Origin of the sequence: Acetoanaerobium pronyense (genome assembly GCF_017874355.1) — a bacterium.
Classification (GTDB): domain Bacteria; phylum Bacillota; class Clostridia; order Peptostreptococcales; family Filifactoraceae; genus Acetoanaerobium; species Acetoanaerobium pronyense.
Window position 1 is genome coordinate 1 of record NZ_JAGGLI010000035.1, and the last position, 23,276, is coordinate 23,276.

Consider the following 23,276-nt stretch of genomic DNA (forward strand, 5'->3'; position numbering starts at 1 on the left):
TTGAGTAGAAAACTAAAATTAAGAACTTTTATTGTGGAATTTTCTAATTTCTGAATTAAGAGCCTAAATTATTTTTTTATGAATAATTCGGGCTTAATTAAAGAGTAGCCTAAATCAATCGGGGCGACTTTTTAAAATTAATTATCCTTCATAATAACTGCATTTGTCTTTCCTACATCCGTGGGGATGTCTGCTGCTATCTTCACATACAAAGTCGTGAGAACGTTCAAGTTTCACATTAAGATACTCATAGGAATATTCACATGCGACATCTAAGGCTTTGTATACAAAGTTTTTACAACAGCAAGGTCCCGCTTCTTTTGATATAGCTTCTATTACTTGTGCTACAACGTACATGGTGTTTGATGTTTCTTTATCTTTGGGACATGCAGCACCAAGTATAATGCTATATACACTACCTATAGCAGGAGCGATTCCACATACACCAGTAAGACCGCAGTAAGCTCCTATTGCCTGCTTTCTTGTTCTATTAAGAGCTTCATCTATATCTTCTTTTTCGATTTTTATAGTTTTTTCATTTCGAATAGCTATAGTTAATGCACCAGCTGCAATCCATGCATGTTCACACCCTAGCATAGGAATATTACTTTCTTTTATTAATTCATTAGCAATTACAAATGGGTTTATTCCCTCAGCCTTATAAATCAAACTTACAATCTCATCAAATCTCTCTTCTCCGTGGCAGTCATCACATACATAATGACCATTAGGACAATTCACATACCCTTTTTCCATTTTATTACATTTCATACATGTAAGATCTTTTCCTGTTTGATAATACTCTAAAACCTCACTACATATTAGACAGTTTTCCCTACTTTGTATCTGCAGACCTGCAGTTTCTACTGGAGCTCAGCAACTAGAATGTATTTTATTTTCCATTATAATCTCCTAAATTAATTTCAAATTTATATGGTTTTTCTGATATGAACAGTTCTCTATTCATTATATCAGTTTAAAAAAGATAGCTATAAATTTTTTTATGGATTTTCTTTATGGATATACAGAGGATCCTTTTTTTGAGTATAATTGAATTAGAAAATTCAGAAATCTATTTCTTGATTAATTAAAAATTAATACTTATATTTGGAAAATAAGGGATATAGTTCACAAAATCAGTTGTGATTGAAGGGGGATTATTTTGGACATTTTAATTAAAGAAGTATTTGAAGAGGTTGAAAAATCAATTTTTCATTACGCAAGACCACTCGGAAAAAGCTTGTTTAACTTTCGTTTTAAGGGTGAATCTAGCAGTTTAGTGCTTGAGGAACTAAAAAAATTTCAAAATGATGATGGAGGATTTGGCCATGGACTTGAATCAGATTTTAGGCTACCAGATTCTTCACCTATGGCAACGTCTATAGCACTTAGAATATTATCAGAAATTGAAAATAGTCAATCAGATACTGAAAATGAAAAAAATAATGCTGAAAAAATGATAAAAGAAGCTATTTCATATCTAGAAAATGCATTTGATAGTGCTAGAAAAGGATGGTTTGTAGCTACAAGAAAAATAAATGATTTTCCTCATGCTCCTTGGTGGAATTATGATGAAGAACTTAATATGACATTAATAGATAGAAGTTGGGGAAACCCTACGGCTGAGATTTTAGCATATTTATATAAGTATAGGGAGTTTGTTAAGAAACTAGATTTAGAGAATCTATTAGAATATGCAGTCTCTAAAATAGAAGACAAAGAGGAATATGACTCGGAACATGAGATTTTTTGTTATATAAAGCTATATGAATATATACCAGAACATTTTAAGGTGAGACTAGAAAAAACTATCATACAAGCTATCGATCAGCTGATAGAGTATGATATAGAAAAATGGAATGATTATCTTCCTATGCCTTTAGATTTTGTTAGTAGTTTAAAGGGAAATAGATTTGGAATTTTGGAATCTAAGATAGAAGATAACTTGCATTTTTTCATTAAGGAGTTAAACGAAAAACATATGATTAAGCCTCCTTGGGGAACTAGCTTTTATGAGGGAGACTTAAGGGATGCGTATAATGAATGGATTGGAGTACTAAGCCTTAAAGCACTTATTATTTTAGAAAAATTTAATAAAATTGAATTTGAAGCAGAGGAAGTTGTGCCAATACACTAAAGTTAAAAATTACTACATCTACTAATATAAAAAACATCTCAGAAAATGAGATGTTTTTTGTATATGGAATATGTTTATAATATTGAACTGATAAGTTTATTCTAAGATAACAAAAATGTAATGTTAATGAAACTCAAATCGATGGCTATATGGAATAGATTTTTATAGAATTATGTTAAGGATAATATAGTTTCTCAGAAATAGTTGCTTTATATTTTTTATCCAGCACACTTATATATCTTTTTAGCAATATCCAGATTAATAAATTAACTAAAATATAGAATTGAAAAGGGGAATTTGAAATGGAAAACATATTAAATGTAGATAATATAGAAAAATACTATGGAAATAAAGGGAATATAGTTAAAGCCATAGATAATATTAGTTTCAGTGTTCAAAAAGGGGAATTTGTAGGAATAATGGGACCATCAGGAAGTGGGAAAACTACTATGCTTAACTGCATATCAACTATTGATACGGTAACTACAGGTAAGATAATGATTAATAACATTGATATAACTAGGTTAAAGCCAAAATCATTAGATCAATTTAGACAAAATGAATTAGGATTTATTTTTCAGGACTTTAATCTATTAGATACTCTTACAGGATATGAAAATATTGCTTTAGCACTTACTATCAAAGGTGAAAAATCTTCAAATATAGATAGGAAGATAAAATCAGTATCAAAATACTTAGAAATAGAAAACCAGCTGCTCAAATACCCATACGAGATGTCTGGAGGGCAAAAACAAAGAATTGCTACTGCAAGAGCAATAGTTAAAGACCCAAAGCTAGTATTGGCAGATGAACCTACTGGAGCATTAGATTCAAAATCATCTAGATTAGTACTTGAAAAGTTTAAAAACTTAAATCAAGAATTTGAAACCACAATATTAATGGTAACTCATGATGCATTTACAGCTAGCTATGCAAACAGAATTCTTTTTATAAAAGATGGGAAAATCTTCAATGAGCTTGTCAAAGGTAATGATTCTAGGAAAGAATTTTTTAATAAAATAATAGAAGTAATAACCCTTCTAGGTGGTGATGATAATAATGTATTTTAAGCTTGCTATAAAGAATGTCAGAAAAAGCTTTAAAGATTATTCTGTATATTTTTTAACCCTAACTTTAGCTGTATGTATATTTTATAGCTTTAACTCAATAGAATCTCAAAATGCTTTAATTGAACTTAAATCTTCAAATAGTCAATCAATATCTAATTTAGTAAAAATCATATCAGTAATATCAGTCTTTGTTTCTATTATATTAGGAAGTCTAATACTATATGCTAGCAATTTCTTGATTAAAAAGAGAAAAAAAGAACTAGGGATATATATGATATTAGGTATGGGGAAAAGAAAGATTTCAAAGATATTGTTAACAGAAACTTTAATTGTTGGAATACTATCTTTAGCTAGTGGACTAGTTTTAGGCTTTGGTGTCTCTCAAGGTTTGTCTATGTTTACTCTGAAATTATTTGATTTATCATCAAATGATTATCAATTTTCTATATCAGTATTTGCTATCTTTAAAACTATAGTTTATTTTGCAGTAATGTTTTTACTAGTTATGTTTTTCAATGTAGGAATAGTTTCAAAATATAAAGTAGAGGAGCTGTTGAATAGATATAATTTCAATATAACAAGGGATGAAGAATATATTTCTTATGACATATATGAGACTGATTTAATAATTAAAGATTTTTTAGAAAACCAAGAAAATATTTTTAATAATAGAAAAATAGATTTTATAAAAAAATCAGATTATAACAAAATAATGAGATTTAAAAAAGAAGAAGTAGTAGAGATGAAATCTGATGAAATTCTTATTTTATCAAGCAATAATCAATTGATTAGAGCTATAGAACAAAGGATTAACGAAAATAACCAAGTTGTTTTTAAAGAAAAATCTTATACAGTAAAAAATGATGAAGTGATATCAAAAAACCTTGAAAATGATTTTATATTTACAAATTTTCTTACAGTAGTTATAGAAGATTCGTTTTTAGATAATCACAAAATAACGAAATCAGTATTGAATGTTAATTATTTAAGTGAAAATAGAGAGGAGCTTAATAAAAAGTATAATGAGCTACAACGTAATGTCTTTGAAAATACCGATAAAGAAAAAGACTTTTTAAATATAGTAGGGATAACAAAAGATGGAGAATATCAAAATAGCAAAGGGTTAACGACAATAATATTATTTGTAGGAATGTATATAGGGATTATTTTTCTAATTACAAGTATGGCTGTTTTGGCAATTCAGCAACTATCAGAGGCTAGCGATAGCATTGACAGATACACAGCTCTAAGAAAAATTGGAGCAAGTGAGAAAATGATTGAAAAAACTATATTTATTCAAACATTTATATACTTTACACTTCCAATAGTTCTTGCCTTCAGCCATTCTATAGTAGGAATAAAGGTAGTAGATAGTTTTTTAAGTGCATTTCAAGAATCGGACATTCAATTTTCAGCACTATCAACAGCCGCAATATTTTTGGTTGTATATGGAGGATATTTTTATTTGACTTTTACAGGATATAAAAATGTAGTACAAAATAGAGATTTTAGTGGATAAATAATAAGTATAATCAATAGTTTATTATCCCAACTAAAACAAAAATTCCTCCTTAAGATACTTAGAGAGGAATTTTTGCTGTGAACACAATAAAATTCATGTATTAGCTTTGTGTTGTTTTAAAAATGAATATTTGCTAGAATGATTTAAATAATCAGAAAATTTCTAGAGGAGCTTTTTAATGAAAAAAATAATTATTATTGAAGATGATCAAGTAATAAGAGCAGAATTACAAAGCTTTTTGGAAAAGTATGGGTATGAAGTAAGCGCCCCTTCAGATTTTGACAACATACTACAATATGTTATAAATGAAAGCCCGCATCTCATATTGTTAGACGTCAACTTACCAGTTTTTGATGGATATTATATATGCAGGGAAATAAGAAAAACCTCGGATGTTCCTATTATTATTGTTACAAGTAGAGATAGTGAAGTGGATGAACTTATGAGTATGAACCTTGGTGCAGATGATTTCGTTACAAAACCATACAATACAGATATATTGTTAGCTAGAATAATGAACGTACTCAAAAGAGCATACGGGGAAACCAAAAGCAGCAATATCCTAACTTATAATGATATAAAACTAAATTTGGCTAGTGCTACATTAGAATATAAGAATTCAGAGCTAGAGCTAACAAAAAATGAAATAAAAATTCTTTCTTATTTGATAAATCACAAAGGGATTATAGTAAAAAGAGATGCTTTAATGGAATATCTTTGGAAATCAGATTTTTTTGTAGATGATAGCACATTGACGGTAAATATTAATAGATTAAGAAAAAAACTAGATGATATAGGAATACAGGATTTAATAGAAACTAGAAGGGGACTAGGTTATATAATAAAATGAAAATATTTGAATTTATTAAAGATAAATCTACAATACTAATATTCAATCTACTAATATTTTTAATTTTTGCAGTTATATTACTTTCTATGGATACTAATAGTTTAATTATTGGTTTTCTTTTTTTTATTTGGTTTGCCCCATTGACCTTTTATATGATTTTAGAATTCATAAATGCTAAAAAATATTATAGTGAGATAGACAATATATTGGATGGTTTGGATAAAAAATACTTACTTCCAGAGCTAATAAAACAAACGAATTATATTCATGGTAAAAAATTAAATTATATACTCAAATGCGTAAGTAGAGATATGCATGAGAATGTAAAATATTATAGGGATATACAGCTAGAATATAGAGAGTATATAGAAACCTGGGTACATGAAATAAAAACCCCGATAGCATCTACCAAACTTATAATTGAAAATAATCAAAATGAAGTTACAAGTAAAATAGATTATCAAGTGGATAAAATAAATGAATTTGTTGAGCAAGTTCTTTATTATTCAAGGAGCAATAATGTAGATAGAGACTATATTATTAAATCTATGGAGTTAGACAATGTAGTAAGAAAAGTGATTAAAAGAAATTATAGAGATTTCATTCAAAAAAAAATCAAAATAGAGATACAAGATGTTGATGTAATTGTTTATAGTGATGGAAAATGGGTTGAATTCATCATTAATCAAATAATAGGAAATTCGATTAAGTATTCTATTAATGATAATGCACTGATAAAAATACATTCAGTAAAAGATTCTAATTCAGTAGCTTTGATAATAGAGGATAATGGAATAGGGATTGTAGATCAAGATATTAATAGAGTGTTTGAAAAAGGATTTACTGGTGAAAATGGAAGAAGAATTAGACAAAGTACTGGTATGGGACTTTATTTGTGTGAGAAGCTATGCTCTAAGTTAGGATTAAAAATTAGCATTAGCTCTCAAATAAATAAAGGTACTAAAGTTACAATTATATTTCCGCTTTCAGAAATGTCATTGCTTAATTAAGAAAAAATTTAATAATGGTTATAAAGTACCGAAGAAATGTTATAGATGATAAAATATAAGATAGACTAAGGGAAATATTTGAAAATATATGTCCTAAATACAATGTTCTTTTAGAAGAATGGAAACACTATAAAGACCATGTACATTTACTTTTTAGAGGTTCGCCCAATACTGATATATCAAAGCTCGTTAATGCTTATAAAAGTGCTAGTAGTAGACTTGTAAAAAAAGAGTTTCCACAAATCAAAAAACAGTTATGGAAAGAGTATTTTTGGAGTAGAAGTTATTGTCTTATGACAACTGGTGGAGCACTAATAGATATAATTAGAAAGTATATTGAAAATCAAGGAATGAAATGAGGTGATATTGTGCTAAAGGCTTATAAATATAGGATTTATCCAAACCAAGAACAAAAGATATATTTAGCTAAAACATTTGGATGTGTTAGATTTATCTATAATCAAATGTTAGCTGATAGAATTAAATCCTATGAAGAAAACAAGGACTTAGATATTAAAAATATAAAATATCTTACACCTGCACAATATAAACCCGAATTTCCTTGGTTAAAGGAAGTTGATAGTCTGGCATTAGCTAATGCTCAATTAAATTTAGATAAAGCATATAAGAATTTCTTTAGAGATAAATCAGTTGGCTTTCCAAAATTCAAAAGTAAAAAGACAAATTATCATAGTTTCACAACAAATAATCAAAAAGGTACTGTGTATATTGAAAATGGTTATATAAAAATACCAAAACTAAAGTCAATGATTAAGATAAAACAACATAGACAGTTTGAAGGATTGATTAAGTCCTGTACTATTTCACAAGTGCCAAGTGGTAAATATTTTGTATCTATCCTAGTAGAAACAGAGATAAAGCAGTTACCTAAGCTAGATAGGAAAATAGGCATAGATGTTGGATTAAAAGAGTTTGCTATTTGCAGTGATGGAGAAAGGTATGAAAATCCAAAATGGTTAAGAAAATCAGAAAAGCGATTAAAAAAGCTACAAAAAGACTTATCAAGAAAGAAAAAAGGTAGCAGAAACAGAGCAAAAGCAAGATTAAAAATAGCAAAATTACATGAGAAAATAGCTAATCAACGTAAAGACTTTCTACACAAATTATCTTCTAAAATTATCAATGAAAACCAAGTAATAATCTTAGAAGATTTGAAAGTTAGCAATATGCTTAAAAATCACAAACTAGCTAAAGCAATATCAGAAGTATCATGGTCAGAGTTTAGAACGATAGTAGAATATAAAGCTAATTGGTATGGTAGAGAAATAATAATAGCACCATCTAACTATGCCAGTAGTCAACTTTGTTCTGAGTGTGGTAATAAATCAAGTCAAACAAAGGATTTGTCATGTAGAACCTATCATTGCCAAATATGTGGCTTAGAAATTGATAGAGATTATAATGCAAGTCTAAACTTACTAAAATTAGCTATGTAAATACAAGATATGTAGCTAATCGGGGCAGGAAATTGTCCTTAGAGCTTGGGTAAACTTGTAGCATTAGCTATATTGACCAAGAAGCCCCCCACTTCTAAGCATAGCGAAAGTGGAGGGTAGTTCACTGTCTGAGCCGTTAGTTAGAGTATCAAGAGGACCTGTTGTAGAATCAATTCATAGGGGAGATGCAGTGGTTGTAAATACAAGCGGTGAGATACTGTACTTTATAGGGGATCCATACAAATATACTTATATAAGATCAGCAGCAAAACCTCTTCAGACAATAAATGTGTTTTTAAGTGGAGCACAAAATAAGTTTGAGTTTACTGATGAAGAGCTATCAATCATGTGTGCATCTCACTATGGAGAAGATTTCCATAAAAAAGTAATAGAGAATATGCTGGAAAAAATAGGATTGAAAATGGAGGATTTAAACTGCGGAAAAACCCTATCCATAAAGCCTGAATATGCACAGATACAGCTCAAAGAAAACCATATCATCAATCAGGCGAATAATGATTGCTCAGGAAAGCATTGCGGCATACTTGCTTCATGCATTGCAAAAGGTTATGATTTGGGGGGTTATACAGAAGATAAGCATCCTGTAGAACAAGATATCTTAAAGGTCATATCTATGATGTGTGAGATAGAACCTGAGGACATCAAACTTGGAGTAGACGGGTGCAGTGTACCTGTTCACGCAATGCCAATTTACAATATGGCTCTTGGTTATGCAAAGCTTGCTAATCCTAATTCTCTAGAGAAAAATGTAAAAGAAGGATGTGAAAAAATATTTACTGCTATGAACAATGCACCTGAGATGGTTGCAGGAACAGGGGGCTTTTGCACTGAACTAATAAAAAATACAAATGGAAAGTTAATAGGAAAATTAGGAGCAGAAGGAGTTTTCTGCATTGGAGTAAAAGAAAAAGGGATTGGACTTGCAGTAAAGATAGAGGATGGAAATTATTATAGAGCCATAAACCCTGCAGTAATGAGATGTTTAGAAGATTTGGAAATCCTAGATAATGAAGAACTTGAAAAGCTAAGTAGATTCATAAGTCAAAAAAATATAAATAACTTAGGGACAGAGGTAGGACAAATAGAGCCATGTTTTCATTTGAAAAAAGAATATTGATAAATTGTACACATTTATATATTCAGAATATAGGAAATCCCCCATATTAAAGGAAATAAAGGCTGGGAATTGGTCATAAAAACTTTCTTGCAATCGCAATAAAAAGAGTTCTATTTAAATTAAAATAGAACTCTTTTGTATGAAAATAATATTTTTTATTCCAACTCCTCGATTAAACGCTTCATTTCAGCTATTTCTTCTTTTTGGGCTTCGATTATCTCTTGGGCAAGTTTTTGTACTCTAGGGTCAGTTATTTTAGCTCGTTCACTGGTTAAAATTGCGATAGAGTGATGGGGAATCATACCCTTCATATAGGCAACATCGTCAACTAAAGTTTGGCTACGAACTAAGAATAAAGATGATGCGAATATAACTGCACTTACAATTAAAATAGCAATATTATAAGCACGATTTTCCAACATATGAAGCATAAACGCTAGCATGACTACAGCCATAGTAGCTCCCATTATAAGAGTCATGTAGAATCGAGTCGCACTAAAAAAAACATGATCAAAACTATAATTATTTAAGTACATAAGACCATGCATAATAGTTGTAGATGTTAAAATCATTAAGCCGAATCTGGTATAAGGTTTCATAATGCTCCTCCTTAAATTATTAAATATCTCTATTTAATCCATACCCGGTATTGAATCTAATATTCAAATTGTCAAATTAGTAGCTTATTTAGAGTTCATAAAAGAATTTTGAACATTAATCCACTCAGAAAGTGTTTCCTTAGACGAAGATAAGAATTCGTAAACTACGAATTCTGGAGAAATAAGGTCAATAATTTCCTTTAAAATCCTATCTTCAAAAGGTCTGTGAGCATCCAAAGTGCCTACTGTATTTAAATTATGAATATATCTTTCTTCTAAAGAGCTTGCTAGTATTGGGCTTTTATAATTAAATGTTTTCCTCATTTTATCAACGCTGTTTTCTAGGCTACAGGATGATATATGTACACCATATATCATATTTTTTAAATCTCCCATATTATTAAGAGTATTTTTTATAGAAGATTTAAGCTCATCTAAAGAAAAAATATTATCTTTAGCTAGGGCAAAATGAGATAGGTCAAATAAAAATCCCTTATTTTTATAGTTAACATTCTCAAAGATTTTTTTCATTAAATCTGGCTTATCAAATCTGAGGCCAGGTCCCCACATATTTTCAAATAAAAGGAAAGTATCGCTATCTTCTGTAAATACAGTATTGATTAATTCTATTGATGCATCTACAATCTCCTCATCAGTATACCTATATCCCCCTGTATATATATCATGAATATCCATATCTGCAATATGCATCACCATATATCTTGCATTTAATGATTTTGCTATTTCAAACTCTTTTTTGTACCAATCTACAAGTGATCTATAATCTGAACCATTATACATATCAAAAACATTATCTTTTGTAATTAGGTTATGAAGTAGTCCTTCATTATTGCCCTTCCAAAAGTCCATCCAATATGACCAAGTCCTAAGGTGAAGTCCATGAACTATATCCTTATTTACTTTTATATCTTCTTCGTAAAGCATTAGCTCTACCCCGTCAATTTGATGGTTTATTAAAAAATTCTCTAAGTCTTCATGTTCATTATTAAATTTTTCTACTGTAGGGCCAAAGTTTGCAAGGTTAATTAGTTTTTTCATTAAAGAGACCTTATATTATTTCTAATGCTTGCAGGGAAACTTCTTTTTTACCATCGGATACAAGCTGTTTTCCAACTTCTTTAAATCCAAATCTTTTATGAAATTTAAGAGATACTGGATTTTCTGGTTTTATATCTATTTCAGCTGTGATTTTATCAATACCTGTATTTTTCGCATGGGAAAATACTTCATTATAGATTAATTTACCGATTCCCATTCCTTGATACTTTTCAGATACAACCACTCTATCGATATATAGGAATCTATCGTAGTTTTTAGAAAACCATAGATAATTTACACTTTTATATTCCTTTTCTTCCCTTACTGCAATCAAAAATGCAGCCACTTCTCCATTTACTTCTACAACTTTAAACATTTCAGACATATCTACAAGGTTTTTCAAAGATATTTCATCTAGGGGAGATAGAAAATGAACTAACTCTTCATTAAGCTTAAGAACCTCAGATATGTGTTTTTCTTTGCCATCTAAAAATATAGGTTTTTGATTCATTATGTAGTCTCCTTTTATTATTTAATAAAATCTTGGATTTGTTATTTAAAAAACATATTCGATTAAGATTAATAAACTAAAATTTAGGTTAAATTAGAAGATATAATATGGTACTTCACCATTATATACTAGTTCATCAAAATATGGATGGGAATTGTGATAGACTTTGACAAAAGTTATACAATGATTGCAAAAACTGGTAAAATTAGTATAAATAAAGAATGGATAATATGAATCATTTAATAGGAACAGGGGGAGAATATGAGAAAGCTGATGAGTCTTCTGGAAAAATATCGAATGTATTTTTGAGTAGTCCTTAATATATTAAGAAAAGAGGGTCTTGGATGATATCTTATAGAAATTGCAAGGATGTTAGTATGGAACATATTTATGAAGCTTTTAATATAGGGTTTTCCGATTATTTTATAAAATTTGATATATCCAAAGAGGTATTTATTGAAAGATTTTTTGGACCAGAAGGAAATCAATTGGAAAATTCCTTTATAGCCTACGATAAAGAAACACCAGTGGGAGTAATATTAGGAGGACTCAAAAATTACGAAGGTCTTAAGACTCTAAGGTGTGGAACTCTTTGCGTCATTCCTTCACATAGAGGACTTGGAATAAGCGATGAACTTTTTAGGCTGCATAAGAAATTAGCTATAGACAAAGAATGCAAACAATTATTCCTAGAAGTTATAGTAGGAAACGATAGAGCGATAAAATTTTATGAAAAATTTGGTTACGAAAAAGTCTATGATATTAAATATTTTACATGTGACTTGAATTCTAGCTTTAATAATGAGTCTAGAGTGGATTTAGAAATTAAAAAAATAGAGTTTCCAAAGATTAGAAGTGTAGAAAATTATATTAAAGATATACATATAAATTGGCAAAATGATTTTGATTATATGGATAAGATTCCAAGCCTAATTTATTATGGAGCTTATGAAGGTGATGCATTAGTAGGTGCACTTAGCTTAAACCAAAATGGAAAAATATTTTTTATATGGGTTAAATCTACGTATAGAAACAAGGGTATTGGAAGAGATTTACTTAATAGAGCGATAAAAGAAAATGAATTAGAAAAACTAAATATAGGATTTCCAAATAACTCAAACCTAGAAGGATTTTTAAAGAGAAATAACTTTAAAAAGGACAATATAGCTCAATATGAGATGTATTTAACTCTATAAGTGACTAGTAAAATAAATACTAATATGGGTGGTGAAGTTTAATGGAGAATATAATAATAGAAACTGAAAGACTTATAATTAGAGAATTTAAAGAAGATGACATTGGAGAATATTTTAAATTGATTAGCAACGATAATGTACATAAATGGCTAGGGGATAGAAAAAAGAAGAGTATAGATGATGCAAAAAGAATAATGCTATATTTCAAGAATAAATTTCGGGAAGAAGGGAGAGGTGTTTTAGCTGTTGTTTCAAAAGAAAATGGAAGTCTGATTGGGCAGGTTGGTGTTAATTATGCTCCTAATCTAGGTTGTTTTGAGTATCTTTACGCAATAGCTTATGAAGAATGGAACAAGGGTTACGCAACTGAGATAGGAATCGAATTTATAAATTATTATAGAGATAGATTTAAAGATGAAAAAATAGTTGCAGTTGTATATCCAGAAAATCTATCATCTAAAAAAGTATTGTCCAAGCTCAACTTTGATTTCAAAGGACAAAAGGAAATGTTTGGAGGAGTTTTAGATTATTATGAGTTAAATTTGGGTTAAAATTCCAAGAAAATTCTTTAAATGTATATACGTTTAAAGAATGGATTGTCAACACTTATTAGGACAACTTTTTCTCGGACAGCATTGCCTTGTATTCAATAGGACTAAGATATCCTAAAGAACTGAAATATACACGCATGTGAGCAATAAGAGCCTTAGAAAAATTCAGAGTCCGTTGGATATGTTGTTGGAAGAATAAAGAAAAGGGACTCTGCATTGTTACAGAAAGAAGTCGATATTACCGAACCAAGGTTCGCAAATACCTACTGAAATGGGAGAGAAAGTGAACTGAGTGTCGGAAATAAGACGTTAGACGAAACGGTTCTAATGGTAAAATTTTAGAAGTAGGTTTTACTTCAGTATGGAGGCAATTAAATGAAAAAAAATAATTTAGATGATGAATTTATTTTTCTTAGTGAGAAAGAGATACAAGAAATAATTAATAGTAAAAAGGATTCAAAATTTAATGCTGAATTTAATTTTTTACTTGAACCGTATTTTGATCCTGGAGATATATTTTTTGATTTTTTCTGGGAGTTTTCCTATAGAATGCAAAGTTTACAGAGATATTTTGAATACACCGATAGGTTTATAAATGAATATATCAAAAACTTTGAAAAATATTATGTTGATTTAGAACAAAATAATAACTATGCAGAGGAAATTGATTTGGGGGGGGAGCAACTTCTTTCTGATAAGAATTATTTTCAAGAACAACACTATTCTGCAATATTAGCAAATCTATTTAGTTTACTAGAAACATTATTAAGCGAAGTTACTAATGATGTAGCAAAAACCTTAAATAAAGAATTTAAGATTGAGAAACGAATGTCTTATATAGATAAATATTTGTACTTTTTAGATAAAGGTTGTGGATTGAATGTTTCAATAGAAAAGGAAACATGGCATAGATTAGAGCTAATGAGGAACATTCGCAATAAATATATACATAATTTAGGGAAAAATATCTCAAATTATATAAAAAGTGAACTTTTGAAATTATATGAGAATAACAATGAGGAAGAGTTTAAACTTAATTATGAATTTATTAATTTGGCATTCGAGACAATTGCAAATATTGCTTTTGAACTCAGAGATAGCTATTTCAGATTTTATGATTCAGCAAACAAATAGGCTATTATCCTTTAATCTTTATAGAATATTTAAGATGAAAATCGATATAGTATACGATTGATAGCCACATCGTCTAACACGAGCATTCCCACAAGGGTGCGGTGTAGCTGAACTTTGGGGCGAGCTGCACCACATGCCTTTTGTCACAAGACTTGCAGTTAGGGATGTGTTGCTGTTGCAGGAGGGGCAAGTCTTGCGCTAATGACGGGCACGTCGGGAATACCGGGAACGTTATATGTAATAATTCACTATCAAGTATAGGGGGATGCAATAAATGGAACTTGAAAAACAGAAGGTTGAAAAACTGAATGAATTGCAGAAAAGAATACTATTCGCCTTTGCTGAATCATGGACTGAAGACTTAAACTATATTACTGATTCAGAGCATAAAAGCTATCATCTACACGAAAAGATAAGAAAACACTTAGAAGTTGAAGAAGATTACTTTTATTTGGAACTGAAAAATCTATTTAGGTTTGGCTATTTAGATTTAATAAATGAAAAATTTTATTTTATGTCTAATATACCTTCTGCGGGTAGCATACTCAACATCAATGATAGACTAAACGAAATTACTATAGAAATGCTAAAGCAAGGCGAAAAAGATAAAAGTTGTATATCAAAATACGGTATGCTAGCCATCAATTCATATCTTTTGAATAAAAATAAAGAAACAATTGATGAAATAAATAACTTTAAAAATGACATTATCAATCTTAAGGAAGAAATAGAACAACATAAAGGAATAATTAATAATTTCAATTCACACATTTTAACTATAATGACTATATTAATAACTGTATTTTCAATAATTGGTATCAACTTGGGAACTATTAAGTTCCTTGGGGAAGTTCTAATTGAGGATGTTTTACTTTACATTGGAACATTAATAGCAGTAAATGTATCTTTATTAATGACTTTATATTGTATGTTTTATTTGCTAAATAATGTAATCAATAGAACTACCACTAATTTTACATTAAAAAATAACCTTAGATTTTGGGGAGTTATATTTGTGTTAATTATTATTGCGGTGGCACTAATACTACGTTCTGTGAATTACAACATATAACAATGTTTTTGCGTAAAGGTGCTAGAAGCAGGCTTTTAAGGCAAGGTCAGAGCACAACATCCCTTCACCGGGAACGAAGTTCCGCCAAGGCGGTCTATTTATGGGCCTGGTTCAGAGACGTCGTAAACACGGAAAACTGATTCACCTTTTTTATCGAATAAGGTTGCCATATTCTCAAAAAATTCAGCTTTCCAACGACTCAACACAGGTTGTGCGATTTCATACTTTCTTGAAATTTCAGCTAGTATACTTTCTTCTCTAATAATTTCCAATACAACGGCTACTTTTTCTTCTGGGGTCCAATTTCTTCTTTGTCTACTAATACATATATCATAACTTATTTTTGGGAAACTGTGTCCAACTCTATGTGAACATTATACTTTTATATCTTCTTCATAAAGCATAAGCTCTACGCCATCAATTTGGTGGGTTATTAAAAAATTCTCTAAGTCTTCATGTTCATTATTAAATTTATCTAATGTAGGGCCAAAATTTACAAGATTGATTAGCCTTTTCATATAAAACCAGAGATAATTCACACTTTAAAAGATAGATAGGAATTGTAATAGACTTTGGCAAAAGTTATACAACAATTACAAAAACTGGTAAAATTAGTATAAATAGAAAATATATATTTTAAGCATTTAAAAAGAACAGGGGGAGAATATGAGAAAAAAATATTTAGTTTTGAGTCTAATAGTACTAGTATTTATGAGTATATTTTTAGCTGGTTGCAGTAATGAAGAGGAATTTGGCTATGAAATACTTTCCTTTGAAGAAACTCCAAAAGAGGTTCAAGATTTGATAGTAGAAAACCTTAAAATAATAAGTGAAAGAGAAGATGAAAGCGCGAATGATTCTTCAAATAGCACCATAGTATCTAGCGGACAGATAGATATGGGAAAAGAAAAATATGTGTATATTATTACTAGCAAAGAAAATAGTGATGAAATTACTGAAATACCTAGGATAATAGAAGTAGTAAAAGATGAAGCCTATGGAAGTGGCATAATGATAAAGCATACAACTGATGATACAGAAGCTATAGAGTTTCCAGATACTGTATCAATAGTAAAGCTAGAGTATTCTGGAAAAATATCAAATGTATTTTTGAGCAGTCCTTAATATATCAAGAAAAGAGGAAGTAGATAATTATGATTAAAGAAGAAAAGCATAAAAAAATTCTAGAAATTGTCCAAGAAAAACTAACTTGCTCAGCCCATAGCTTAGACCATGTACTCAGGGTACATAATCTCTGCTTACTTATTGCTGATTATGAAGAAAATGTTGATTTAGAAATCCTGATACCTTCTGCACTGCTTCACGATATAGCTAGGGTTGAAGAGAGTGAAGATGTTACGGGAAAAATCGATCATGCAGAGCTGGGAAGCGATCTGGCAGAGGAAATATTAATAAGATTGGAATATGATGAAGAGAAAATCAAAAACATAAAGCACTGCATAAAAACCCATAGATTCAGAACAGGAAATGAGCCTAAGTCAATAGAGGCTAAAATACTTTTTGATGCGGACAAGCTAGATGCTATTGGAGCAACTGGAATTGCAAGGACTTTTATGTTGGCAGGGCAGTTCGGTCAAAGATTAATTTTAAATGAAAATATGGATAGTTATTTACAATCCAATACAGTAGAAAATGGCAGATTGAAAAAAATGTCAGAACATACTCCATTTATGGAATATGAATTAAAACTAAAAAATATATCTAAAAAACTGTATACGGAAAAAGGGAAAGAACTTGGAAAAGAAAGAGCAAGGCTTATGAATGAATACTTTGAAAGTCTTAAGATTGAAATAGAAAGTGCGAAGATATTCGAAGATAATTAAATAAAATCAAAACAATTAATTTATGGAGATAGATACTATATTAAATTTAGATTATTAAGGATGTTATATATGAAAAAACTAAATGATTATGTAAATGAATATAAGAAACAACTTGAAAAAGGAGATATTCAACAAGGATATGAAGGGCTTGTAAAATATGTAATGAGTTTAAAGACGAGCTTATCTAAAAATTTATCAGACAGTTATTCTTTTGGTAATGTTTTTCAAGGTTATATGGATTATACGTACTTCTATTATTCCAATGAGTTTTTAAAAAAGCGAAAACTGAAATTGGGACTTGTATTAAACCACACGAATATGCAATTTGAAATATGGCTTTTAGGTCAAACCGTCTTAATACAAGATGAATATTGGGAATATTTCAAAAAAACCAAATGGAATAAAGACAGAGACACTAAACCTACCTATTCAATTCTTGAAACTGTGTTAATCGAAAATCCCGATTTTAATGATTTGAAGTTTCTTTCTCAGCAGGTTGAAGATAAGCTACTAATTGTTTCAACGGAAATTATTGAAGATATAGAAAAGAGTGAAATAACATAACTAAAATTTAAAGATTAAAAATTTATAGGGAAAATTAAAAAGGGAATACGATGAGTACTAACATTAACAGTTTATATGTAAAAGTAAAGAAGATATAAATTGTTTCTGGGAAAGAAGGTCTCAATGGAAAATGTCTTATTAAAGCTGGGAAAAGAACTGAACAAAAATGATATTAAATGGGGAATAGGTGGTTCTTTGCTATTAAAGAAACATTTATTAATAGATAGTGCTAATGACATTGATATAATTGTTTCAGCTAAGGATATTAATAAGGCAGTGGATATATTAGATAAATTAGCAATTAGAATGCCTGTACCTATTAAAAAAGAATACAGTACAAAGCATTTTTTTCAGTACAAATTAGATGGAGTAAGTATAGATGTGATGTCACAATTCACTATTAATCATGAATGTGGTAGTTTTGAATTCATTTTTGATGAAAAATCAACTCCTGACAGTGTAAAAATCGGAGATATAGAATTGCCATATACTAGTTTAGAAGATTGGTTGATTGCATATATGCTAATGGTAGGGAGAGAGAATAAAGTAAAACTTATATGGGATTATTTTATTAATAATGGCATTAGCTATCCAGAATTAATTGAGAGAGCATTGAAATTGCAGATTCCAGAAAGTATTAAAAATAGACTTTTAGAATTATTAAATTATGAAAAAGCAAATTTGTTGTAATTAGAATAGAAAATTTAATTAAGGTAGGAGAAAAGCTATGGGTAAATATAGAGTTATTAAGAGTAGAAAAGCGGACTCAGAAAATCCAATAATTTTGTATAAAGGTGACCAAGTTATTTGCAGGGAAGAGTCTAGTGAAGATGGAGACTGGGCTGGCTGGATATATTGTAAAAGCAAGAATAATGAAGGATGGGTTCCCAAACAAATACTTAGTAAAAATCAGGATACGGCTACTTTATTAGAAGATTATAATGCACGAGAATTTGATATAGAAGTAGATGAAATAATTATTTCAAATAAGATATTAAATGGATGGATATGGGGAATTAAAAAAGGTGATTCGGATATAAAAGGATGGGTTCCCCTAAATCATGTAGAAGAAATTTAATATAGGAATCAAGTAAAGAGGAGTTTTTTAATGTTTAAAATTGAACACTTATCAAATCATAAAGAACATATTGAGACAATTTCTAAGTGGATGGCCAAAGAATGGGGAGCTAGTGATGATATCAGATTTTTCAAGAGTATATTAAATCACAGTTTAAGTAAGACAAATTTGCCCCAAACTTTTGTAGCATTAGATGGTGAAAAACCAATAGGAACGATAGGATTATGGAGATGTGATATGGTTAGTAGACAAGATTTATTTCCATGGCTATCCGCTTTATATGTTATCCCTGCGTATAGAAATAAAGGTATAGGAAAACAGTTACAATCCCATTTGCTAAGTTATGCAAAGAGTATTGGATATGAGGATATATATTTATATACAGATTTAGAAAATTATTATGAGCAAATAGGATGGGAGTTTGTAGATACAGGAATAACATATTCAGGGGAATATGATAAAATATATAAGAAGAGCTTAGTAGAATAGGGCGAAGATTACAGCTAAAAATAAATTGAAATTGTATAAAAATCTCTTAAAGTTATATGCTTTAAGAGATTTTTTTTATGATATAATATTTTCAGATTATTAACAAAGTTAATTATTTAGTGGATTTTATTTGTATTTAGAATATTAAAACCATGTACAGAAAAGGAGTGTGTTTTTTGACTTATAATATGAAAATTATTTATCGAGATATAAAGTTTGATGAAATACAAATAATTAAAGATATTTGGGAAAAAAACAGAGATTTCCATATTAACATCTCGAGTTTTTTCAATTTTCTATACGAAAAACTAGTATTTGAAGATAGAATGAAGCCATTTGAGAGTATGAATAAAGACAATCTGAAAATTACTATTGCTCAACAAAATGATATAGTAATTGGCTATTGTTTGTCTACGATTAATGATTATGAAGGACAAATGAATACAATCCATGTAAAGGAAGAAGCAAGGGGAAGAGGGATAGGCAAAAAATTAATGGAGAGGCATTTAAAATGGATGAAAGAAAAAGAATGCCTAAATATATCCCTTCATGTTTCCTGTGAAAACGAAAATACAATTGCTTTCTATGAAGGATTTGGGTTCAGAAAAAACACAATAGAAATGAGAAGGAGAGTGTAAAGTATATATGGAAATAATTAAGCCAGAAATAGAACATTTTGAAAGTGTTTGTGAAATTTATAGTCTTTCCATAAGAGATGCTTTTGAAAAAGAAGGCCTTGGTGATTTGGAAGAGACAATTAGTGAAGAAATAAACCATAAAAAAGAATCTCTGCTCAATTATTTAAAGGGAGATATATATAATAAAAAATATTTAATTGCAGTAAATGGTGACGATATAGTTGGAACCATCTCTTTTGGTCCTTGTGGAAAGCAAATAAAGGATTGTACAGATGAAAATTTTCCAGCTCAAATAGAACTAGGAGGGCTTTACATAAAACCGTCTTTCCAAAATCAAGGAATTGGATCTTCTTTAATCAATAAAATGATAAAAGAAATGAAGAATATGGGAATACATATTTTTTCCTGTGATTCTGGATACAAAAGAGCACAAAAAAGATGGATTCGTAAATTTGGGGAGCCGTATTTAGTAGCTAAAGATTACTGGGGAGAAGACGGAGATCATATGATATGGCTATGCAAAACTGGTGATTTCATAAACGAGGAAGACTGATTATAGGGGGCTAATATGAAAATCCAGAAGATAAAAAATAGAAGTGTTTTATTTACGACATCCCCGTCATCTGAATGGGATTTAAATATACATTTAATAATGGGGGAAAAGAATAATTATATTATTGATACTGGATTGGGACCTCAAGGAGTTAAGCCAGTACTAGATTATATAAAAGGAAATGAAAAACCTATAATAATTATAAATACACATTATCACTGGGATCACATTTGGGGAAATAATCTCTTTGAAAATGAAACTATTATATCTCATAAATTCTGTTTTGAAATGATAAGGGATAATTGGGATGAAATGATTAATGAAAATAAAAAATATATGCAAGGAGAGGTAAGCATGCACCTTCCTAATCTTGTGTTTGAAAAAGAAATGTACTTTGAAGAGGATAATATAAGAATAATATATACCCCAGGACACAGCATTGATTCTATAAGTGTTCTCGATGAAAAAGATAAGATACTCAATGCAGGTGATAATATTGGAGATACTATGGATCAAATAGTTCCGCATATTTATTGCGGGAAATCATTATATATGGACACTCTTAATAAATATTCACAAATGAATTTTGATACCTGCATTTCAGGACATAATATAGTTTTAGGTAAGGATATTATAGAAAAAATCAAAAATTGTATTTAGATACTCCTAAAAAATATTAACTAGGACTAAGGAGGGTCTTATGATAAGAAATTATTGCGACAAAGACTTAGAAGAATGTAGAAAATTATGGAGAGAATTAACTGAGCATCATAGAGATATTTATCAAGACTCAAAGATTGGTGGAGATACACCTGAAGATTACTTCGATGAACATTTAGATAAAATTGGAGCCACTAATATTTTTGTGTATGAACTTGATAATAAAGTAATTGGTTTTTATGGAACTATATATAAAGAAGAGGAAGTTGAAATAGAGCCCCTTGTCATCTCAAAAGAATTCAGAGGCAAAAAAATAGGACAAGAAATGGTTAGACATGCAGTATATAATGCAAAAATCAATAAGATGCGGTTCATATGCGTAAAGCCACTTGCTAGGAATTTAGAAGCTATAAACTTTTATTATAAAGAAGGATTTGATACATTAGGAGCTATAGAAATGTTGATTGATCTTAAAGAAAATGAAAATGATTACTGGAAAAATGGGTTTGATATCTCTAAGTTCGATTTTAACTACTAAAAAATAGTTAAATTTAAAGGAAAGAGCTGGAGAAGAAATGAAAAATTCAGTTGATAATATAATGCAAGGTTATTTATCTATAATTTGCCTTTAAAAAGAAAAACTATTTTAATTATAGATATAGAGGTGATAAATTAATGAAAAAAATAATTAATCAAGGAACTCTTATTGGACTAATATTAATTTTAGCTCTGATTTTTACATCATGCACCGGTCCTGATAACCAAATAAAATCAGAGAAAGAGCTTAAAAAAGAGGCTTTTTTAGATGATTTTGACTATATGATGCAAACTATGGAGGATAGCTTTCCGTACTTTGGAGTAGCAAAGAGAAAGTGGGACGTTGATATAAGGGAGCTAGGAAGAGATACTAGAGAAATTATAGAAAACTATCCTCAGTCCTTAGAAACTACTGCAAATGAAATGGAAATACCATTAGAAGATATGCCTGAATTAGATGAGCAGGTTTTTTGGAGCATCCTTCGTCATGAGTTCTTTGCCAAGATATCGGGACTTGCTCATGCTTATCCCCTTGACTACAATCTTTACGGGACCTTTAAAGACCCCTACTCACATCAAAGAAGTCCTCTTTATACTAACCATAATCACGAATCCTTTAGCAACGAATTTTCCGAAGCTTTCTATGTAGAGCAGGAGATTTTTTTCAATAATCCAGATGAACAAAATCAGTCAAGACATAAACTGGTGTTTAGAGATAAGCCTTTGCCACAGCTTACAGATATGAAAGTATTTACAGATATTTTAAAGGAAGATAAAGTTGCTTATTTGAGTGTGCCGAGCTTTATGAATTTCACATCGAGTACTATTAAAAATCTCAAGAAATTTTATGAGGATACTCAAAGCTACGAGCATTTAATTATTGATATAAGGGATAATTCCGGCGGCTCCCCAGATGTATGGAGAATGCTTATAATGAATCCACTTTGGCCAGATAGAGAAAATATGCCTGATATGCCATTTTATGCTTTTTATAAGGGAAGTGATTTAAGCAAAACTTTAGGAGAAGAAAACATTGAAATCGAAGGGAAAAATTCCCGTAATATACCTCAGAGAGCAGGACTTCTTGATGCTGAGGAGATTATTAGAGAGAATAATTTAAAGTATATAAATGAAGATGACAAGAAAGACCTTGCTTACGGGGTTAGATACAATACAAGTATTAGCAACATAGATGAAAAAGCCATGCAACATTTAGGTTTTAGAAGCTATTATCCTTTTGAAGGAAAGATATGGCTTTTGACAAATGAAAACAATTATTCTGGAGCCGCACTTTTTGCTCGCCATGCAAAGGATATGGGCTTTGCTACCCTTGTTGGAGAGGCAACTGGAGGAGCATACACTACAAGCTCGGGTCTGTTTTTTTCACTGCCAAATACAGGAATCATATTAAGGTGGGATGCAGACTATCTAACAGATAGCGAAGGAAGAGCATTAAATGAGTATACAACCACTCCACATTATAATAGTAACGATAATATGGATGCACTTGAAACTGTATTAAAAATCATAGAAGCAGGAACCTTTTAGTCAAGAAGAAACTAAATTAGACAAATAGCTATTAATAAGATGCCTTGACTTTGAAATTT

The 23,276-nt window shown here is 29.8% G+C and carries 28 protein-coding genes and 1 pseudogene; 23 read left to right on the forward strand and 6 right to left on the reverse strand.

Annotated elements, in window-relative coordinates; translation table 11 throughout:
• Positions 1-141 precede the first annotated feature (141 nt).
• Complete coding sequence (locus J2Z35_RS12305; RefSeq protein WP_209661703.1) at positions 142-771, reverse strand: DUF5714 domain-containing protein; 630 nt, start codon at positions 769-771, stop codon at positions 142-144.
• 391 nt (positions 772-1,162) lie between these two features.
• Between J2Z35_RS12305 and J2Z35_RS12310 the strand changes: the two genes are divergently transcribed.
• The 8 genes and pseudogenes from J2Z35_RS12310 (at position 1,163) to J2Z35_RS12345 (ending at position 9,184) form a co-directional block, all read left to right on the forward strand.
• Positions 1,163-2,137: a hypothetical protein gene (locus J2Z35_RS12310; RefSeq protein ID WP_245330894.1), complete on the forward strand. Its 975-nt coding sequence runs from the start codon at positions 1,163-1,165 to the stop codon at positions 2,135-2,137.
• Between the two features lie 302 nt (positions 2,138-2,439).
• Positions 2,440-3,207, forward strand: coding sequence for an ABC transporter ATP-binding protein (locus J2Z35_RS12315; protein WP_209661704.1), 768 nt, complete (start codon positions 2,440-2,442; stop codon positions 3,205-3,207).
• Positions 3,197-4,726 carry an FtsX-like permease family protein gene (locus J2Z35_RS12320; protein ID WP_209661705.1) on the forward strand — a complete coding sequence of 510 codons (1,530 nt, stop codon included), beginning with the start codon at positions 3,197-3,199 and terminating at the stop codon, positions 4,724-4,726. Before J2Z35_RS12315 ends, J2Z35_RS12320 begins: the two co-directional genes overlap by 11 nt.
• Before the next feature lie 181 nt (positions 4,727-4,907).
• Positions 4,908-5,579 carry a response regulator transcription factor gene (locus J2Z35_RS12325; protein ID WP_209661706.1) on the forward strand — a complete coding sequence of 224 codons (672 nt, stop codon included), beginning with the start codon at positions 4,908-4,910 and terminating at the stop codon, positions 5,577-5,579.
• Positions 5,576-6,589 carry a sensor histidine kinase gene (locus tag J2Z35_RS12330; protein WP_209661707.1) on the forward strand — a complete coding sequence of 338 codons (1,014 nt, stop codon included), beginning with the start codon at positions 5,576-5,578 and terminating at the stop codon, positions 6,587-6,589. The genes J2Z35_RS12325 and J2Z35_RS12330 overlap by 4 nt, the downstream gene beginning before the upstream one ends.
• A gap of 14 nt (positions 6,590-6,603) precedes the next feature.
• Positions 6,604-6,948: pseudogene (gene tnpA, locus J2Z35_RS12335) on the forward strand (IS200/IS605 family transposase).
• Positions 6,949-6,957: 9 nt separating this feature from the next.
• Positions 6,958-8,046, forward strand: coding sequence for an IS200/IS605 family element RNA-guided endonuclease TnpB (gene tnpB, locus J2Z35_RS12340; protein ID WP_209661708.1), 1,089 nt, complete (start codon positions 6,958-6,960; stop codon positions 8,044-8,046).
• A 109-nt stretch (positions 8,047-8,155) separates the two neighbouring features.
• Positions 8,156-9,184, forward strand: a complete 1,029-nt coding sequence (locus tag J2Z35_RS12345) for an asparaginase (RefSeq protein ID WP_330623466.1) — start codon at positions 8,156-8,158, stop codon at positions 9,182-9,184.
• Between the two features lie 155 nt (positions 9,185-9,339).
• On the opposite strand, the gene J2Z35_RS12350 is transcribed toward J2Z35_RS12345, so the two are convergent.
• The 3 genes from J2Z35_RS12350 to J2Z35_RS12360 form a co-directional block, all read right to left on the reverse strand.
• The gene (locus J2Z35_RS12350) at positions 9,340-9,783 is read right to left on the reverse strand and encodes a DUF305 domain-containing protein (RefSeq protein ID WP_209661709.1); all 444 of its coding nucleotides are present in this window, start codon (positions 9,781-9,783) and stop codon (positions 9,340-9,342) included.
• 84 nt (positions 9,784-9,867) lie between these two features.
• The gene (locus tag J2Z35_RS12355; RefSeq protein ID WP_209661710.1) at positions 9,868-10,842 is read right to left on the reverse strand and encodes a TIM barrel protein; all 975 of its coding nucleotides are present in this window, start codon (positions 10,840-10,842) and stop codon (positions 9,868-9,870) included.
• A 10-nt stretch (positions 10,843-10,852) separates the two neighbouring features.
• Positions 10,853-11,353, reverse strand: a complete 501-nt coding sequence (locus tag J2Z35_RS12360; protein WP_209661711.1) for a GNAT family N-acetyltransferase — start codon at positions 11,351-11,353, stop codon at positions 10,853-10,855.
• A gap of 377 nt (positions 11,354-11,730) precedes the next feature.
• On the opposite strand from J2Z35_RS12360, the gene J2Z35_RS12365 reads away from it, so the two are divergent.
• From J2Z35_RS12365 to J2Z35_RS12380, 4 genes are all read left to right on the forward strand, one after another.
• The gene (locus tag J2Z35_RS12365) at positions 11,731-12,549 is read left to right on the forward strand and encodes a GNAT family N-acetyltransferase (protein WP_245330895.1); all 819 of its coding nucleotides are present in this window, start codon (positions 11,731-11,733) and stop codon (positions 12,547-12,549) included.
• 41 nt (positions 12,550-12,590) lie between these two features.
• The gene (locus J2Z35_RS12370; RefSeq protein WP_209661713.1) at positions 12,591-13,100 is read left to right on the forward strand and encodes a GNAT family N-acetyltransferase; all 510 of its coding nucleotides are present in this window, start codon (positions 12,591-12,593) and stop codon (positions 13,098-13,100) included.
• Positions 13,101-13,475: 375 nt separating this feature from the next.
• Positions 13,476-14,234 carry a hypothetical protein gene (locus J2Z35_RS12375; RefSeq protein WP_209661714.1) on the forward strand — a complete coding sequence of 253 codons (759 nt, stop codon included), beginning with the start codon at positions 13,476-13,478 and terminating at the stop codon, positions 14,232-14,234.
• Positions 14,235-14,508: 274 nt separating this feature from the next.
• Positions 14,509-15,306, forward strand: a complete 798-nt coding sequence (locus J2Z35_RS12380; RefSeq protein ID WP_209661715.1) for a hypothetical protein — start codon at positions 14,509-14,511, stop codon at positions 15,304-15,306.
• A gap of 98 nt (positions 15,307-15,404) precedes the next feature.
• Here J2Z35_RS12380 and J2Z35_RS12385 read toward each other — a convergent pair whose 3' ends face one another.
• Positions 15,405-15,647, reverse strand: a complete 243-nt coding sequence (locus tag J2Z35_RS12385) for a transposase (protein WP_209661733.1) — start codon at positions 15,645-15,647, stop codon at positions 15,405-15,407.
• 33 nt (positions 15,648-15,680) lie between these two features.
• Positions 15,681-15,824 carry a hypothetical protein gene (locus J2Z35_RS12390; protein ID WP_209661716.1) on the reverse strand — a complete coding sequence of 48 codons (144 nt, stop codon included), beginning with the start codon at positions 15,822-15,824 and terminating at the stop codon, positions 15,681-15,683.
• A 148-nt stretch (positions 15,825-15,972) separates the two neighbouring features.
• On the opposite strand from J2Z35_RS12390, the gene J2Z35_RS12395 reads away from it, so the two are divergent.
• From J2Z35_RS12395 to J2Z35_RS12445, 11 genes are all read left to right on the forward strand, one after another.
• Positions 15,973-16,431 carry a hypothetical protein gene (locus J2Z35_RS12395; RefSeq protein WP_209661717.1) on the forward strand — a complete coding sequence of 153 codons (459 nt, stop codon included), beginning with the start codon at positions 15,973-15,975 and terminating at the stop codon, positions 16,429-16,431.
• 29 nt (positions 16,432-16,460) lie between these two features.
• Positions 16,461-17,150, forward strand: a complete 690-nt coding sequence (locus tag J2Z35_RS12400) for an HD domain-containing protein (protein ID WP_209661718.1) — start codon at positions 16,461-16,463, stop codon at positions 17,148-17,150.
• 69 nt (positions 17,151-17,219) lie between these two features.
• On the forward strand, positions 17,220-17,714 hold the full coding sequence (locus tag J2Z35_RS12405) for a DUF7000 family protein (protein WP_209661719.1): 495 nt from the start codon (positions 17,220-17,222) through the stop codon (positions 17,712-17,714).
• A gap of 123 nt (positions 17,715-17,837) precedes the next feature.
• Positions 17,838-18,404 (forward strand): nucleotidyltransferase family protein, encoded by a 567-nt coding sequence (locus tag J2Z35_RS12410; RefSeq protein WP_209661720.1) that lies wholly within the window; start codon positions 17,838-17,840, stop codon positions 18,402-18,404.
• Positions 18,405-18,441: 37 nt separating this feature from the next.
• Positions 18,442-18,792: an SH3 domain-containing protein gene (locus J2Z35_RS12415; protein ID WP_209661721.1), complete on the forward strand. Its 351-nt coding sequence runs from the start codon at positions 18,442-18,444 to the stop codon at positions 18,790-18,792.
• A 30-nt stretch (positions 18,793-18,822) separates the two neighbouring features.
• Positions 18,823-19,281: a GNAT family N-acetyltransferase gene (locus tag J2Z35_RS12420; RefSeq protein ID WP_209661722.1), complete on the forward strand. Its 459-nt coding sequence runs from the start codon at positions 18,823-18,825 to the stop codon at positions 19,279-19,281.
• A gap of 188 nt (positions 19,282-19,469) precedes the next feature.
• Positions 19,470-19,919, forward strand: coding sequence for a GNAT family N-acetyltransferase (locus tag J2Z35_RS12425; protein ID WP_209661723.1), 450 nt, complete (start codon positions 19,470-19,472; stop codon positions 19,917-19,919).
• 7 nt (positions 19,920-19,926) lie between these two features.
• On the forward strand, positions 19,927-20,472 hold the full coding sequence (locus tag J2Z35_RS12430) for a GNAT family N-acetyltransferase (RefSeq protein ID WP_209661724.1): 546 nt from the start codon (positions 19,927-19,929) through the stop codon (positions 20,470-20,472).
• Between the two features lie 15 nt (positions 20,473-20,487).
• Complete coding sequence (locus J2Z35_RS12435; protein WP_209661725.1) at positions 20,488-21,132, forward strand: MBL fold metallo-hydrolase; 645 nt, start codon at positions 20,488-20,490, stop codon at positions 21,130-21,132.
• Between the two features lie 40 nt (positions 21,133-21,172).
• Positions 21,173-21,670, forward strand: a complete 498-nt coding sequence (locus tag J2Z35_RS12440) for a GNAT family N-acetyltransferase (RefSeq protein ID WP_209661726.1) — start codon at positions 21,173-21,175, stop codon at positions 21,668-21,670.
• A 137-nt stretch (positions 21,671-21,807) separates the two neighbouring features.
• The gene (locus J2Z35_RS12445) at positions 21,808-23,217 is read left to right on the forward strand and encodes a S41 family peptidase (protein ID WP_209661727.1); all 1,410 of its coding nucleotides are present in this window, start codon (positions 21,808-21,810) and stop codon (positions 23,215-23,217) included.
• Positions 23,218-23,276: the final 59 nt, after the last annotated feature.